Raw genomic sequence first — 15497 nt, forward strand, 5'->3', positions numbered from 1 at the left:
GCGGCGCCGAGCCGGCACGACGGTGATGAATCGACGCGTGCGCGCCGCGCTACGCCTCTGAGGTGAGCGCGTATCCGGTCGGCGTGGACTCGGCTTCGACATCGCGCGCGAGTTCATATCCGTGCTCGCGCTCATGCTCGTGCGCCTGCTGTTCCTCGTGCGCAGCCGGTTGCGTCACCGCACCGGCCTGCTCCACCGGGTCGTACGGCAGCTGGACGATGTGCAGATCGTCCGCCTCGGCTGCGGCGTCGACTGCCGTGGAGTCCGCGGCGGGCGTCGATTCGCCGTGCAGGCATGCGAGCATTTCCGGGCACGCGTGGTACTGCAACGCAGCCCATGCGACGCCAGGCGCGAGCTCGCGCCAGAAACACACGACGATCAGCAAAAAAGCCAGCAGGAGCAGAACGGCGAAAAACATGGCGAAGTCCGGATCGTCGGCGGGTGTCGGGTGAAGCGCGCGCCGCTGCGAATTCGCGACACGCTCACTCAACGAAACACGCGACGACCCGGGATATTCCGCGTACCTCGCGTACCTCCGTACCTCCGTACCTCCGTACCTCCGTACCTCCGTACCTCGATAGCACGCCGTACCCTCCGTACCCCCGTACGCGCCAATGCGCGCCGCGCAGCCTTCGTCGTAAGCCGATTGTTCTTGTACGATGACTTATCTAGCGACTCACGCCGGATTGCGCGGGCCGCGCCTGAAGATATCAGCTCTCCCGGCTATGGGTATGCGCATTAACGGGTTAACCCGAGGACTTTTTTCAGCCCGCCCGCATGATAATAAGCCCATTGTTGTACGATGACTTATCACTGCGCACCAAATAAGGAGACACGGGTGGAGCACATCGATCAGGCACGCCGTCGTTCGGGCGGCGCGCCTTCCACAGCGTCCGGCCGGCCGGCCGCGCCCGCAGCGGCAGCGACAGTAGCCAGCGCAAGCGGCGCGGCGCACCAGAGCAGCACCACCCCACAGCGCGACGAACACCGCACCCGCGTGCGCTGGATGATCCTGTTCATCCTGTTCGTCGTCACCACCATCAACTATGCGGACCGCGCCAGCCTGTCGATCGCCGGCAATGCGATGCAGAAGGCACTCGGCATGTCGCCGGTGGCGATGGGCTACGTGTTCTCCGCGTTCGCATGGGCCTACGTGCTCGCGCAATTGCCCGGCGGCCGTCTGCTCGACCGCTTCGGCACCAAGCGCGTGTATGCGGTGAGCCTCGCCGCGTGGTCGATCTTCACGCTGGCGCAAGGGCTGGTGGCGGGTTTGACGGCCGCCGTCGCGGTTGCTTCGCTGTTCGCGTTGCGCTTTCTGATGGGCTTTGCGGAAGCGCCCGCGTTCCCGGGCAACAGCCGCATGACGTCGACGTGGTTCCCGCGTGCCGAGCGCGGCACCGCCGCCGCGATCTTCAACGCGTCGCAGTATTTCGCCGCGGTGCTGTTCACGCCGATCATGGGCTGGATCGTGCACCGGTTCGGCTGGCCGTACGTGTTCGTCTTTATGGGCGTGCTCGGCATCCTGATGACCGGCGTGTGGCTGAAAACCGTCTATGCGCCGAAGGACCACCCGCGTGTCAGCCAGGCCGAACTGCACTACATCGAAGCCGGCGGCGCGCTGGTCGATCTGGAAACGCGCGAAACCGACGGTGCTGCGTCACAGGCACCGCAGCCCGTCAAGGTGCCGATGGGCGCATCGATACGCGAGATGCTCAGCAACCGCATGTTGCTGGGCATTTTTATCGCGCAGTACTGCATCAACGCGCTCACCTACTTCTTTCTCACGTGGTTCCCGATCTACCTCGTGCAGGAACGCCATATGTCGATCCTGAAGGCCGGCTTCATCGCATCGATTCCGGCTGTGTGCGGTTTCCTCGGCGGCGTGCTGGGCGGCGTGATCTCCGATGCGATGTTGAAGCGCGGCTTTAGCGCGAGTGTCGCGCGCAAGACGCCGATCGTGTTCGGCATGCTGCTGTCCACCTGCATGATTGCGTGCAACTACGTCGATTCGGAGTTCCTGATCGTCGCGATCATGGCGACCGCGTTCTTCGGCAAGGGTATCGGCGCGCTCGGCTGGGCGGTGGTGTCCGATACCGCGCCGGTCGAAGCGGGCGGCGTGTGCGCGTCGCTGTTCAATGCGTGCGGCAACGTCGCCGGCATCACGACGCCGATCATCATCGGCTATCTGGTGCAGGGCTCGGGGTCGTTCAATTCGGCGCTGGTGTTTGTCGGCGCGAATGCGCTGGTGGCGACGCTGTGCTACCTGTTCGTGGTCGGCGATATCAAGCGGATGGTGCTGACGCGCTCGCTGGTTGCGCGTGGTGCGTAGCGTAGGCGTAGGCGTAGCGCGGCAAGCTGATTGCTTCAGGCAGGATTCAAGCTGGACTCAAGCGGAACTCAAGAGGAATGGAGACGATGAAGAAACTGTTGATGGCGCTGGCCGCTGCCGGCGCATGCTCGGGCGCATGGGCGAGCGTCGCCGATGAAGGCGCGGTAAACGATGCGATGAACAAACTGTCCGCCGCGATGATCGCCGGCGACGCGCAGCAGATGAAGGCGCTCACCTCCGCCACGCTCACTTACGGACATTCGAGCGGCAAGGTGCAGAACCAGGCCGAGTTCATCGAAACGATTGCGAGCGGGCAGACGCGCTACAAGCGCATCGATCTGACGCAAACGGTCACCACGGTGTCGGGCGATCAGGCTGTGATCCGCGACCACTTCAGCGGCACCACCGATTCGGCCGGCAAGCTCGCGGAAGTGGATTTCGACGTGCTGGCGGTGTGGCAAAAGCAGCACGGCGCGTGGAAGCTGACGGCTCGGCAGGGGTATAAGCACTGAGGCACTGAGGCACTGAGACGCCATGCACTTTGGCGCTGAATGGAAATACACCGGATGTTTGTCCGGTGTGACAAAAACGCCGGCATCGAGGCCACCATAAAAAACGCGCGCCGCAGAAATGCGAGCGCGCGTTTTTTATCAGCCGAAGCTCTGCGTCAACGCACCAGCGCCGGCCGCTTGTTGTCGAACTTCCAGCCCGCAATCAGATACTGCATCGCGATCGCATCGTCGCGCGCGCCCAGGCCGTGCTTCAGATACAGCTGATGCGCTTCCTCAAGCCGCGCATAGTCGACTTCGACACCCAGCCCCGGCGCAGCAGGCAGCGCGATCTCGCCGCCTTCGATCTGCAGCGGCGCCTGCGTGAGGCGCTGGCCGTCCTGCCAGATCCAGTGCGTATCGATCGCCGTCACGCGCCCGGGCGCGGCCGCCGCGACGTGCGTGAACATCGCCAGCGAAATATCGAAGTGATTGTTCGAATGCGAGCCCCATGTCAGGCCCCAGTCGGCGCAGGTCTGCGCGACGCGCACCGAGCCGCGCATGGTCCAGAAGTGCGGGTCGGCCAGCGGAATGTCCACCGCGTTCAGACGCAACGCATGCGTGAACTGCCGCCAGTCGGTGGCGATCATGTTGGTCGCCGTCGGCAGGTTGGTCGCGCGGCGGAACTCGGCCATCACTTCGCGGCCCGAAAAGCCGTTTTCCGCGCCGCACGGATCTTCCGCGTAAGCGAGCACGTGATGCTGATCGCGGCACAGGCGGATCGCTTCGGCAAGCGACCACGCGCCATTCGGATCGAGCGTGATGCGCGCCTGCGGAAAGCGCTCGGCCAGTGCGGTGACCGCTTCGATTTCCGCATCGCCCTGCAGCACGCCGCCCTTAAGCTTGAAATCGTTGAAGCCGTAGCGTTCGTGCGCGGCTTCGGCCAGACGCACGATCGCCTCGGGCGTCAGCGCCTCGTGGCGGCGTAGCGCTTCCCACGCGTCGCGCGGCTCGGCTTCGCGCAGATACGGCAGATCGGTCTTGCCCGGATCCGCAACGTAAAACAGATAGCCGAGCACCGGCACCTTGTGGCGCTGGATGCCCTCGCCGAGCAGCGCGGCCACCGGCACGCCGAGAAACTGGCCGAGCAGATCGAGCAGCGCCGCTTCCAGTGCGGTGACCACATGCACGCCGACGCGCAGATCGAAGGTCTGCAGGCCACGGCCGCCGTCGTCGTGCGCCGATAGTTGCGCGCGCACCGCTTCCAGAATCGTGCTGTACGCGCCGAGCGGCTGGCCCACGACCTGCGCGCGCGCCGCTTCGAGTGCCGCACGGATCTTCTCGCCGCCCGGCACTTCGCCGACGCCGGTGCGTCCGGCGCTGTCCTTCAGCAGCACGATGTTGCGCGTGAAAAACGGCCCGTGCGCGCCGCTCAGGTTCAGCAGCATGCTGTCATAGCCCGCGACGGGTACGACGCTCAGTTCGGTCACGACGGGCGTCTGGGCACCGCGCGTTTGATCGGGTTGAGATGGCTGGTTCATGACTGTCGCCTTTTCGAAGCTCAAACGGCGGCCCGATAAAAACAGCCGCCGCGTGGAGGGATGGCTGCAGCGCTGATAGCGCTGCGGCTTGCACCTGGCGTGCGCTTGTACGCTTGTACGCTTGTGCTGCTTACGCTGCGTGCAAATTATTGCGCGCCCAGTTTCCTGATCAGCGTATCGAGCATCTCGAGTTCTTCGCCGTTCAGATCGGTCAGCGGTGCGCGCACCGGGCCGGCGTCGCGGCCCACCAGCTTCGCGCCCGCCTTCACGATGCTCACCGCGTAACCCGCGCGGCGATTGCGAATCTCGAGGTACGGCAGGAAGAATTCGTCGAGCAGCGTGCCGATCGTCGCGTGATCGTCGGCGGCTACCGCGCGATAGAACTGCATCGCGGTCTTCGGAATGAAGTTGAACACCGCCGACGAATAGACCGGCACGCCCAGCGCCTTGTAGGCCGCGGCATAGACTTCCGCGGTCGGCAGGCCGCCGAGATACGAGAAACGGTCGCCGAGCTTGCGGCGCACCTGCACCATCGCTTCGATATCGCCAACGCCGTCCTTGAAGCCGATCAGGTTCGGGCAGCGATCCGCGAGACGCTGCAGTACGTCGGCGCCCAGCTTCGAATTGGCGCGGTTGTAGACGATCACGCCGATATCGACCGCCTTGCACACCTGCTCGACGTGCAGCGCGATGCCGTCCTGGCTCGCTTCGGTCAGGTAGTGCGGCATCAGCAGCACGCCCTTGGCGCCCAGGCGCTGCGCTTCTTTCGCATAGGCGATCGCGGTGCGGGTCGGGCCGCCCGCGCCGGCGAGAATCGGTACCTTGCCGGCGCAGGTCTCGACTGCGGTGCGCACTACGTCGGTGTATTCGGTGGGCGTCAGCGAAAAGAATTCGCCGGTGCCGCCGGCGGCGAACAGCGCGGTGGCACCATACGGCGCGAGCCATTCGAGCCGTTCGGCATAGGTTTTGGCGTTGAAGTTGCCCTGCTGGTCGAAATCGGTGACGGGGAACGACAGCAGGCCTTCCGAGACGATCTGTTTGAGTTCTTGCGGAGCGGTCATGGTGGGTCCTGGCGGCGCGATGCGCCTCGATGAGTGAGCAAAGAGACAGGACGAGGCGCCGGTGAGAACCTGTCCTGATCCTGTTATATGTCATCGTACAACGTACGTTTGGGCGTCGCAAGTGCGGGATGGCCCTGGCGGCATCCGTCGGAGCAATAAAAAACGGGGCGTAAGCCCCGTTTGCCGACTGTGCACGCCGCAGCGCCTAAACCGTCTGCGCCGTCTTGCCCGCCGCTTCCTGCGCGCGCCGCAGCCGCTCGCGGCTGTTCGACAGATGCATGCGCATCGCCGCGCGGGCCGCTTCCGGGTCGCGCCGCGCGATCGCGTCGTAGATGTCCTCGTGTTCGCGGTTGACGCGATCGAGATAGGTTTCCGGGTCGTTGTGCGCCAGCGCGGCCGAATTGACGCGCGTGCGCGGAATGATGGTGTTGCCGAGCTGGCTCAGGATGCTGTGGAAATAGCGGTTGCCGGTCGCCTTCGCCAGTTCGAGATGGAACGCAACGTCGGCCGATACCGCATTGCCGGTGTGCTCGGTCAGGTGCTGCTGGAATTCGTCGAGCGCGCGGCGCATCTGCTGCAGGTTCTGCTCGGTGCGGCGCAGCGCGGCCAGCCCGGCGGCCTCCGCTTCGAGACTGATGCGCAGCTCGAGAATCGCCATCACGTCGCGCACCGTCAGTTCGCTCTCGGCGCCGAGAAAACTCTCCTGCGGCTGCGGCTCGAGCACGAAGGTGCCGATGCCGTGGCGCGTCTGCACCAGACGCGCGGCCTGCAGCCGCGAGATCGATTCACGCACCACGGTACGGCTGACGCCGAGCTGGCCCATGATCTCGGACTCGGTCGGCATCTTGTCGCCGGGCTGCAACGAGCCGCTGCGGATGCGCTCGGACAGTTCGGCGACGACCTCTTCCGTCAGGTTGCGGGACCGGCGCAGCGGACGCGACTCAGGAGTTTGGGACATTGCGAAGGCCTGACGGCGAACGGTTGTGGAGCCCTCATTATAGTGGCGGATGAGCCCTTGTACGATGACTTCGCGTGGTCTGCGTGGTAGCCCGATGCCGGCCGGCCAGCGGCCGCGCTGCACGGATGCGTGAGAACCGCTCGCGCGCGGGCGATGCGGACGCGGCAAGCGCCGCGACGTCGGGGCGCTCAGGGTATGCCCTGATTGGACGGTCTGCACGAAGTCCGCACACTGATGTACGACAACATATAACCGGCGACTGCCCGCAAGCCGGGCTCCATCGCACGGCGATGGATCCTCGCATTCCCGGCGTTGCCTTCCCTTCCGGAGATGCGCAGTGTCATCCACCTATCCCACCCAAGCTGCCCCGCCTGATACATTGAGCCGCGCGGTCAGCAAGGCCAAACGACACCTGTTCCCGCTACTGCTGGTGATGTTCATCGCGAACTACATCGACCGCGTGAACCTCGGCTTCGTCAGCACGCATCTGAAAGCCGATCTCGGTATCGGCGCGGCAGCCTTCGGTCTCGGCAGCGGCCTGTTCTTCGTCGGCTATGCGCTGTTCGAAGTGCCGTCGAACCTGTTGATGCAGAAGTTCGGCGCGCGCGCATGGCTCACGCGGATCATGTTCACGTGGGGGCTGGTCGCGGCCGCGATGGCGTTCATTCACGGCACCACGTCGTTCTATGTGCTGCGCTTTCTGCTCGGCATCGCGGAAGCGGGCTTTTTCCCGGGCGTGGTGTACTACTTCACGCAGTGGTTTCCGGCGCGTCATCGCGGCGAAGCGGTCGCGGTGTTTCTCGCGGGCTCTGCGTTCGCTTCGGTGCTGTCGGGGCCGATCACGGGTTCGTTGCTGTCGGTGCGCGGCTTCGGGCTCGCAGGCTGGCAATGGATGTTTCTGATCGAAGGCCTGTTCTCGGTCGCGCTGTGCGCGCTCGCGTGGTTCACGCTGAAGTCGCGCCCCGCCGATGCCGGCTGGCTCACGCGCGACGAAGCGGCCGCACTCGAACAGGCGATCGCCGCCGAACAGCGCGAGCGCGAAGCGGTGCGCGGCGGCAAGCTGTCGGCCGGCACGCTGTTGCGCGACTGGCAACTGATGCTGTTTTGTCTGCTGTACTTTGCAATCCAGCTGACGATCTACGCCGCAACCTTCTGGCTGCCGACCATCATCCGCAAGATGGGTGGCCTGAGCGACTTTCAGGTTGGCTTGCTGAATGCGATTCCGTGGCTGCTCGCGATCGCCGGCATGTATGGCTTTGCGTTGCTGTCGGCGCGCTGGCGCAACCAGCAGGCATGGCTCGCGACGGCGCTGATCGTCGCAGCGGCCGGATTGTTCGCATCGACCCGCGGCGGCCCGGTGTTCGCGTTCGTCGGCATCTGTTTTTCCGCGCTGGGCTTCAAGGCAGCAGCGTCGCTGTTCTGGCCGATTCCGCAGGACTATCTCGATGCACGCATCGCCGCGGGCGTGATCGCACTGATCAATTCGCTCGGCAATCTCGGCGGTTTTTTTGCGCCGGCCGCGTTCGGCTATCTGCAGGAACATACCGGCTCGATTACCGGCGGGCTGTATGGGCTCGGCGTGATTTCGGTGATCGCCGCCGGCGCGACCTTCCTGTGCCGCAGCGCGCCCGTGTCGCAAGCGCCCGGAACGAATGTGAATCGCAAGCCGCATTCGGCCGGTTGAATCACGCGCTGTGTTGGTGTGATCGCCATCGCGATGTCTGGATCGCGTATCGGAATCGCGTGGCGTAATCATGCGGTAAAGCACATGACAGCCACGCGAGCTAAAACGCGTAACACAGCGCGTTAATCGGACAATCCACACCCACGCTATCTGCACGGTCAGCGTTGCCGTGCGGCGACGCACTGCGCGATGCATCTCTCTTCCCGACTCCGCTATCTCCAGTTCAGATAGCGCGGGTATACCTCGTACCCGCGTCCCCGCATTTTGGTCTCGCGTGTCAAAAACCCGGACACGACCGTTCACCTCTGCATCGCGCACCCCCTCTGCTGCTGTGCCACACACCTTATCAACACAACACTCCGATCCTTTCGTAAGATTCAGTGTTGAGCCCATTTCCGCACAGGGCACGTGCCGTGCTACTCAACGGAGCCCAAGCCTCGCAGCCCCCAACCGGCGCGCATAACGCGATCGGCGCGAGGCCCAACCCCGGAGACTCGTTGCCATGCCGAACCCCTCGCTGATGCGCATCACGCGCTGGCTTACCGTCCTGTTTGCCGCGCTTGCCGGCGTGTATCTGCTAGCAGGCGGCATCTGGCTGAGTTCGCTCGGCGGCCCACCGTACTACGTGATCGCCGGCCTCGTGTTTCTTGCAGTTGCCTTTCTAACGCATCGGCGCAGCGGCTGGACGCTCGCGCTGTTTGCGCTGCTGCTGGCCGGCACGCTGGTGTGGGCCGTGATCGAGGCAGGCACCGACTTCTGGGCGCTCGCGCCGCGCCTCGACGTGCTGGTGATCTTCGGCATCTGGCTGTTGCTGCCGTTTATGTACCGGCAGTTCGGCGCACCCGCCAAAGCCGGCGCATTCGCGCTTGCCGCCTGTCTGATCGCAAGCGGCATCGTGCTCGCCTATGCGGCGTTCAACGATCCGCAGGAAGTGAACGGCACGCTCGCAACGGCCAACGCACAAGCCAACACGGAGGCCAACGCAGTCTCTGCCGATACAACAACGACGAATACAGCAACGACTGCCCCTACCGACGCCGCCGACTGGCCCGCCTACGGCCGCACGCAAGACGGCACGCGCTACTCGCCGCTCGCGCAGATCACCTCAGCCAACGCGAAGAATCTGCAACCCGCATGGACCTTCCGCACCGGCGATCACAAGCGTGCGGGCGACCCGGTCGAGATCACCGACGAAGTCACGCCGATCAAGATCGGCGACATGCTCTACCTGTGTTCACCGCATCAGATCCTGTACGCGCTCGATGCCGCGACCGGCACCGAGAAGTGGCGCTTCGACCCGGGCCTGAAAACCGACCCAAGCTTCCAGCACGTGACGTGCCGCGGCGTGTCGTACCACGCCAGCGCCGCGGCGCGCGCGGCCACCACCGCGCAGGCGCAGGCAGCACTGCCCGCCTGTGCGCGCCGCGTGCTGCTGCCGGTCAACGACGGCCATCTGTACGCGCTCGATGCGGCAACCGGGCAACGCTGCGCCGGCTTCGGCAACAACGGCAATCTCGATCTGCAGCAACTGCAACCGGTGAAGACGTCCGGCGAGTACGAGCCCACTTCACCGCCGGTCGTGACCGACAAGGTCATCGTGATCGCCGGCTCTGTTACCGATAACCTGTCGACCACTGAACCGTCGGGCGTGATCCGCGGCTTCGACGTCGACACCGGCAAGCTGCTGTGGGCTTTCGACCCAGGCGCCGCAGCGCCCAACGCAATCCCTGACGATCAGCACAGTTACTCGCAGAACTCGCCGAACTCGTGGGCTCCGGCTGCCTACGATGCCAAACTCGATCTCGTCTATCTGCCGATGGGCGTCAGTACGCCCGACATCTGGGGCGGCAATCGCACGCCCCTGGAAGAGCGCTATGCAAGCGGCCTGCTGGCGCTCAATGCGTCCACCGGCAAGCTCGCGTGGTTCTATCAGACCGTGCATCACGATCTGTGGGACATGGACCTGCCCGCGCAACCGAGCCTCGCCGATCTGACCGACGCGCAAGGCAACGTGGTGCCGGCCATCTATGCGCCGGCCAAGACCGGCAACATCTTCGTGCTGGACCGGCGCACCGGCGCGCCGCTGGTGCCGGCGCCCGAGCAACCGGTGCCGCAAGGGGCGGCGCCGGGCGACCGGCTGTCGCCGACGCAGCCGTTCTCGCAACTGACGCTGCGGCCCGCGAAGTTGCTGTCGGACACCGACATGTGGGGCGCGACGATGTTCGACCAGATGGTGTGTCGCGTGATGTTCCATCGTCTGCGTTACGACGGTCCGTTCACGCCGCCGTCCGAGCAAGGCACGCTGGTGTTTCCGGGCAATCTCGGCATGTTCGAATGGGGCGGCATTGCGATCGACGGCACGCGGCGCATCGCGATTGCGAATCCGATCGCGCTGCCGTTCGTGTCGAAACTGATTCCGCGCGGGCCGCACAATCCGCTGCAACCGCCCGCGGCCGGCGCCGGCGGAAGCGGCACCGAAACAGGCGTGCAGCCGCAATACGGCGTGCCGTTCGGCGTCACGCTAAACCCGTTTCTGTCGCCGCTCGGCTTGCCGTGCAAGGAACCCGCATGGGGCTACATGGCGGCGATCGATCTCACGACCAATCAGGTGGTCTGGAAAAAACGCATCGGCACCGTGCGCGACAGTGCACCGGTACCGCTGCCGTTTCGCATGGGCATGCCGATGCTCGGCGGCCCGATCACCACGGCGGGCCACGTGTCGTTCATTGCGGCCACCGCGGACAACTATCTGCGTGCGTACGACACCGATAACGGCAACGAGTTGTGGCATGCGCGACTGCCGGCCGGCGGCCAGGCCACGCCGATGACTTACGAAGAAAACGGCAAACAATATGTCGTCATCGCAGCCGGAGGACACGGCTCGTTCGGCACAAAACCAGGAGACTACGTCATTGCATACGCCCTGCCCAACCCAAAGTAGCGGCCCTGCTGCACGACTACGGCGCTCGACGCGATCAACGCGCTCAACACTGTTGACGCGCCACGCGCCGCCGGCGCCGCGCGGGCCCCGGTGCACACGCGCCAGCCTGCTACGCGGCGCCACGCTGCCGTCGCTCGCGCTGTCGATCACGCTGATGGCGAGCGCCCCACTCCATGCGCAGACCAGCGTGGCGATCTACGGGCGGGTCGACGGCGGCATCGAATATCTGAATCACATCGCGACGCCGAACGGCGCCAACCAGTCACGCTGGAGCGCGGAAGGCGGCGACTGGGGCACCAGCATGCTCGGCTTTCGCGGCATCGAGGATCTGGGCGGCGGCCTTTCCGCGCTGTTCGATCTGGAGACGGCGATCCAGATCATGAACGGCACCACCGGCGGCGGCCGATTATGGTCGCGGCGCGCGTACGTCGGCCTGAAAGACAACACGTATGGGCAAATCCAGGCCGGCCGCAATCTGTTCATCGATAGCGATGGCGTGTGGGCCTACGACCCGTTCGTGCAGCAGGCGGTGTCGTCGGCTTCGCTGGTGCGCGGCCGCAACTGGCAGCAGAGCAGCAACAACATCGAGTATCACAGCCCGGTGTTTTGGGGTTTCGACGTGCAGGGGCAATTCGCGTTCGGCAATACGTCGAATGGCTTCAACCGCGGCGCGCCCGGCGAGTTCGGACGCTCGGACGGCGTGATGCTGACGTGGACTTCAGCCGTGGTCGAACTGCGTGGCATCTACGACGAACTGCGCGACGTGAACGGCCGCATGGCCAACATCTTCACCAGTTCGCGCGAGTATTTTCTCGGCACCAACGTAACGCTCGGGCAGGTGAAGATTCAGGGGGCGTACACCCACTATGCGGCGCCGGATACGCCCACGGGTCTGGCCGACAGCGCCGATCACTACTGGCTCGGCGCGACGTGGCAGGCGAACGCGCAATGGGCGGTGACGGGTTCGGCGTTCTACGTGCACGTGAACGACGGTGCCGGCGACGCGTCGCACGACCCCGGCGGCCATGCGACGCTTTACGCGCTCGGCACGACCTACAACTTCAGCAAGCGCACATTTTTGTACGGCACCGTCGCGTACGTGCGCAACAGCAAGACCGCGACGTTCTCGGTATTCGCAACACCGCGCGATGCGCAACCGAATACCAGCCCGCTGGCCGGCGAATCGCAGACCGGCGCGTATATCGGCATGATGCACAACTTCTGATGGCGGGCGGCCACGCGCTTACGCGGCCTGAAAACGCACAGATAACCTTATACGAATGCATTGGTTTGCCGCGGCAAACACGGCTCATACAATGAATTCGTCTCCTCTGTGTCAGTCCTTGGACATGGGATTTGCCTCGACATCGCCGGATGTCGGGGCATTTTTTTCAAGCAGGCTTCAGTGCTGCACGCCCCAGCGTCGCACGGTCAGACGTTCGAGCGTGTCGAACACCAGATGCTCGACGATCAACCCGATGATGATCACTGCCGCAAGGCCGGCGAACACGCGATCGGTATAGAGCTCGTTACGGTTCTGGAAGATGTACCAGCCAAGGCCGCCTTGCCCTGCGCTCGCACCGAACACCAGTTCCGCCGCGATCAGCGTGCGCCACGCAAATGCCCAGCCCACCCGCAAGCCCGCGACGATCGACGGCAGCGCGGCCGGCACTAGAATCAGCAGCACATGCCGCAACCCGCTCAGGCCATAGTTGCGGCCCGCCATTTTCAGCGTGGCCGGCACGCCGAGAAAACCGGTGTACATGCTGAGCGCGAGCGGCCACAACACCGCATGCACGAGCACGAACAACAGGCTGCCGGTGCCGAGGCCAAACCACAGCAACGCGAGCGGCAATAGCGCGATCGACGGCAACGGATTGAACATCGCGGTTAGCATCGACAGCAGTTCGCGCCCCGGCCGCGTCGACACCGCGAGCGACGTCAACGCGAACGCGAGCAGCACACCGAGCGCGTAACCGCGCAGCAGCACGGACATCGAGATAGCCGTCTTGGTCAACAGCTCGCCGGACAGTACGCCTTGCACGAAGGCTTCCAGCGTCGCGCCAAAGGTAGGCAACAGCAGATCGTTGTTGACCACGCGCGCCGTGATTTCCCACACCGCAATCAACACCAGCGCAATCAGCGCGCGATAAAACCATCCGGCCTGCAGCACGCGCCTTGCAGTGGAAAGGCGCTTACCCTCTTCATACTCGACATCGGGTGCCGTAAGCGGCACTTCGTATTCCGCGCGTACCGGCGGCACCGGCAGCGAGATCGGGTTCGGCGTGCTCATCGGCCGGCCTCCGTTGCTTCAGGATTCGTCTCGAACAACAGCCGGTGAATCCGTGCGACGCTCTGCTGAAAATCGCTGCTGCCGATGCTGTGCTGCGAATACTGGTGGCTGTTCAACTCAGCGCGCACGCGGCCTGGATGCGGCGACAGCAGCAAGATGCGATTGCCGACGATCAACGCCTCTTCGATCGAATGCGTGACGAACAGCAGCGTGAATTTCACTTCCTCCCACAACTGCAGCAGTTCCTCCTGCATCTTGCGGCGCGTCAGCGCGTCGAGCGCGGCGAACGGTTCGTCCATCAGCAGCACGCGCGGCTGCATCGCCAGCGCCCGCGCAATCGCGACGCGCTGCTTCATGCCACCCGACAGCGTGTGCGGGTATGCATCGGCGAATGCGGCGAGGCCCACCTTGTCCAGATAGTGCAGTGCACGCTCGCGCGCCTCGGCGCGCGGCAGACGGTTGGCAACGCGCAATGGAAACGCGACGTTCTCGACCACCGTCTTCCACGGCGGCAACTGGTCGAACTCCTGAAACACGACCACCCGGTCCGGGCCCGGCCCGCGCACCGGCTCGCCATCCAGCGCAATCGAGCCGCCGACCGGTTCGATAAAGCCGGCCACCGCTTTCAGCAAGGTCGACTTGCCGCAACCGGACGGGCCGAGCAGCACGAAGCGGTCTGCGCCATACACGTCGAAGCTGACCTGATGCGTCGCGCGCACCACGCGATCCTTGCTGCGGTATTCGAGGCTCACGCGATCGACTGCAAGCAGGCGCTCGCTGGTCTGTTGCGTGGCGTCCGCGACGTTGTTTAGCGGGCCCGATGTCGACGCGCGCACCGGATGCGCGAGCTGCACACGTTGCGCGCCCTGCGCCGGCGCCGCGGGGCTCGCGCCGCGCAGCGTATCCGGCTCGCTCCAGGTGTGGGGAGTGCTGACGGTCACGTTCGATAATCCTGCAGAGAAAACGACACCATACGGGCACGTGCATCGATCCCCAACTAATGAATCGGCATAATGAAAACACGCCGATGCATAAGCGCGATTTGCGCTGCTTTAGCAGCGCCTCGTCAGGTGCGCGCAGGTGCGTGAAATGGGCGCGTGCCGGATGCGGGCGCCGCCGCTACAGGTGTGATTTCGGCCCGCTTCAACTGCCGCCGGCGGTGGCGGGATCCTCGAAGAAGTAGTCGCGCCACGAGGCCGGCGCATTGCGGATCGCGCCGACCCGATGCATGAACTGCGCAAGCGCGAGGGTATTTTGCGGCGCGGTCTTGAACTGCACCTGCGGGTCCTGCAGGATTTTCAGCAGCAGCGTGCGGTCGATCTTCGAATCATTGACACGGATGTAAATGTCGGCCGCCAGCTGCGGATTGGTACTGACGAGCTTCGCCGCTTGCGCGAGCGCCGTGACGAACGCGTGATACGTCTTCGGATTGTCGTTGCGGAATTTTTCCGTGGCGTACAGCACGGTCGCCGAGCTCGGCCCGCCGAGCACGTCGTACGAGTTCAGCACGATATGCGCATGCGGATTGCCCGCCAGTTCCTGCTGCTGGAACGGCGGATTGCCGAAGTGCGCGGTGATCAGGCTGCTATTGGCGATAATCGCGGCGGTCGCATCGGGATGCGGTATCGCCTGGCTCAAGCTGTCGAGCTTGTCGAACGACTTGTCGCCCCACTGTTTAGCCGCCGCATATTGCAGGATGCGCGACTGCACCGACACGCCGACCGCCGGCATCGCAATGCGGTCTTTCGCGGTGAAATCGGCGATGGTCTTCACATTCGGATTGTCGCTGACGAGGTAGTACGGCAGATTGCCGAGCGACGCGACGCCCTTCACGTTCTGATGCCCGTGCGTGCGATCCCAGACCGTCAACAGCGGGCCGACGCCGGCGCCGGCGATGTCGATCGAACCCGACAACAACGCGTCGTTGACCGCGGAGCCACCCGACAGCTTGACCCAGTCCACCTTGATATCGAGCCCTTCGCGGCGACCTTCCAGTTCGATCAGATGCTGGTCGCGCGCGACGTTGAGCAGCAGATACACCACGCCGAACTGCTCGGCGACACGGATCTGCCCTTCGGCGCGTGCCGGTTGTGCGCCACCCAGTGCGACCGCACCGACTGCGATACTCAACGCGGCAAGCGCGGCCCGACGGACGTGTTGCGCCGCGCGCGGCCATGCCGCACGAAATGAATGGATCATCGG

12 protein-coding genes are annotated in these 15497 nt (G+C 64.6%); 5 read left to right on the top strand and 7 right to left on the bottom strand.

All coding sequences use genetic code 11. The features are described 5' to 3' along the window. Nucleotides 1–49 precede the first annotated feature (49 nt). Nucleotides 50–418, bottom strand: a complete 369-nt coding sequence (locus ACYVNQ_RS33235) for a hypothetical protein (protein WP_460909105.1) — start codon at nucleotides 416–418, stop codon at nucleotides 50–52. 588 nt (nucleotides 419–1006) lie between these two features. Here ACYVNQ_RS33235 and ACYVNQ_RS33240 point away from each other — a divergent pair. Then, nucleotides 1007–2329 (top strand): MFS transporter, encoded by a 1323-nt coding sequence (locus ACYVNQ_RS33240; RefSeq protein WP_460911183.1) that lies wholly within the window; start codon nucleotides 1007–1009, stop codon nucleotides 2327–2329. 86 nt (nucleotides 2330–2415) lie between these two features. Beyond that, on the top strand, nucleotides 2416–2841 hold the full coding sequence (locus ACYVNQ_RS33245) for a nuclear transport factor 2 family protein (protein ID WP_460909108.1): 426 nt from the start codon (nucleotides 2416–2418) through the stop codon (nucleotides 2839–2841). Between the two features lie 155 nt (nucleotides 2842–2996). Here the strand turns inward: ACYVNQ_RS33245 and ACYVNQ_RS33250 are convergent, their stop codons facing one another. From ACYVNQ_RS33250 to ACYVNQ_RS33260, 3 genes are all read right to left on the bottom strand, one after another. After that, on the bottom strand, nucleotides 2997–4358 hold the full coding sequence (locus tag ACYVNQ_RS33250; RefSeq protein WP_460909110.1) for an enolase C-terminal domain-like protein: 1362 nt from the start codon (nucleotides 4356–4358) through the stop codon (nucleotides 2997–2999). A 146-nt stretch (nucleotides 4359–4504) separates the two neighbouring features. Next, nucleotides 4505–5419 (bottom strand): 5-dehydro-4-deoxyglucarate dehydratase, encoded by a 915-nt coding sequence (gene kdgD, locus ACYVNQ_RS33255; RefSeq protein ID WP_460909112.1) that lies wholly within the window; start codon nucleotides 5417–5419, stop codon nucleotides 4505–4507. A gap of 205 nt (nucleotides 5420–5624) precedes the next feature. Then, the gene (locus ACYVNQ_RS33260; RefSeq protein WP_460909114.1) at nucleotides 5625–6377 is read right to left on the bottom strand and encodes a FadR/GntR family transcriptional regulator; all 753 of its coding nucleotides are present in this window, start codon (nucleotides 6375–6377) and stop codon (nucleotides 5625–5627) included. A gap of 433 nt (nucleotides 6378–6810) precedes the next feature. On the opposite strand from ACYVNQ_RS33260, the gene ACYVNQ_RS33265 reads away from it, so the two are divergent. From ACYVNQ_RS33265 to ACYVNQ_RS33275, 3 genes are all read left to right on the top strand, one after another. Further along, nucleotides 6811–8061 carry an MFS transporter gene (locus ACYVNQ_RS33265; protein ID WP_460911185.1) on the top strand — a complete coding sequence of 417 codons (1251 nt, stop codon included), beginning with the start codon at nucleotides 6811–6813 and terminating at the stop codon, nucleotides 8059–8061. Between the two features lie 502 nt (nucleotides 8062–8563). Then, on the top strand, nucleotides 8564–11002 hold the full coding sequence (locus tag ACYVNQ_RS33270; protein ID WP_460909116.1) for a glucose/quinate/shikimate family membrane-bound PQQ-dependent dehydrogenase: 2439 nt from the start codon (nucleotides 8564–8566) through the stop codon (nucleotides 11000–11002). Nucleotides 11003–11126: 124 nt separating this feature from the next. After that, the gene (locus tag ACYVNQ_RS33275; RefSeq protein ID WP_460911187.1) at nucleotides 11127–12227 is read left to right on the top strand and encodes a porin; all 1101 of its coding nucleotides are present in this window, start codon (nucleotides 11127–11129) and stop codon (nucleotides 12225–12227) included. 177 nt (nucleotides 12228–12404) lie between these two features. Here ACYVNQ_RS33275 and ACYVNQ_RS33280 read toward each other — a convergent pair whose 3' ends face one another. The 3 genes from ACYVNQ_RS33280 to ACYVNQ_RS33290 form a co-directional block, all read right to left on the bottom strand. Further along, nucleotides 12405–13295: an ABC transporter permease gene (locus ACYVNQ_RS33280; protein WP_460909118.1), complete on the bottom strand. Its 891-nt coding sequence runs from the start codon at nucleotides 13293–13295 to the stop codon at nucleotides 12405–12407. Further along, nucleotides 13292–14236: an ABC transporter ATP-binding protein gene (locus tag ACYVNQ_RS33285; protein WP_460909121.1), complete on the bottom strand. Its 945-nt coding sequence runs from the start codon at nucleotides 14234–14236 to the stop codon at nucleotides 13292–13294. Before ACYVNQ_RS33285 ends, ACYVNQ_RS33280 begins: the two co-directional genes overlap by 4 nt. Before the next feature lie 202 nt (nucleotides 14237–14438). Beyond that, nucleotides 14439–15494 (bottom strand): ABC transporter substrate-binding protein, encoded by a 1056-nt coding sequence (locus ACYVNQ_RS33290; RefSeq protein ID WP_460909123.1) that lies wholly within the window; start codon nucleotides 15492–15494, stop codon nucleotides 14439–14441. Nucleotides 15495–15497: the final 3 nt, after the last annotated feature.

Source organism: Paraburkholderia jirisanensis, from assembly GCF_054782355.1.

What these genes read in the sequence shown, in the direction of transcription:
- ACYVNQ_RS33235 (WP_460909105.1), bottom strand. Translation starts at nt 418, where the DNA reads ATGTTTTTCGCCGTTCTGCTCCTGCTGGCTTTTTTGCTGATCGTCGTG.
- ACYVNQ_RS33240 (WP_460911183.1), top strand. Translation starts at nt 1,007, where the DNA reads ATGATCCTGTTCATCCTGTTCGTCGTCACCACCATCAACTATGCGGAC.
- ACYVNQ_RS33245 (WP_460909108.1), top strand. Translation starts at nt 2,416, where the DNA reads ATGAAGAAACTGTTGATGGCGCTGGCCGCTGCCGGCGCATGCTCGGGC.
- ACYVNQ_RS33250 (WP_460909110.1), bottom strand. Translation starts at nt 4,358, where the DNA reads ATGAACCAGCCATCTCAACCCGATCAAACGCGCGGTGCCCAGACGCCC.
- kdgD (WP_460909112.1), bottom strand. Translation starts at nt 5,419, where the DNA reads ATGACCGCTCCGCAAGAACTCAAACAGATCGTCTCGGAAGGCCTGCTG.
- ACYVNQ_RS33260 (WP_460909114.1), bottom strand. Translation starts at nt 6,377, where the DNA reads ATGTCCCAAACTCCTGAGTCGCGTCCGCTGCGCCGGTCCCGCAACCTG.
- ACYVNQ_RS33265 (WP_460911185.1), top strand. Translation starts at nt 6,811, where the DNA reads ATGTTCATCGCGAACTACATCGACCGCGTGAACCTCGGCTTCGTCAGC.
- ACYVNQ_RS33270 (WP_460909116.1), top strand. Translation starts at nt 8,564, where the DNA reads ATGCCGAACCCCTCGCTGATGCGCATCACGCGCTGGCTTACCGTCCTG.
- ACYVNQ_RS33280 (WP_460909118.1), bottom strand. Translation starts at nt 13,295, where the DNA reads ATGAGCACGCCGAACCCGATCTCGCTGCCGGTGCCGCCGGTACGCGCG.
- ACYVNQ_RS33290 (WP_460909123.1), bottom strand. Translation starts at nt 15,494, where the DNA reads ATGATCCATTCATTTCGTGCGGCATGGCCGCGCGCGGCGCAACACGTC.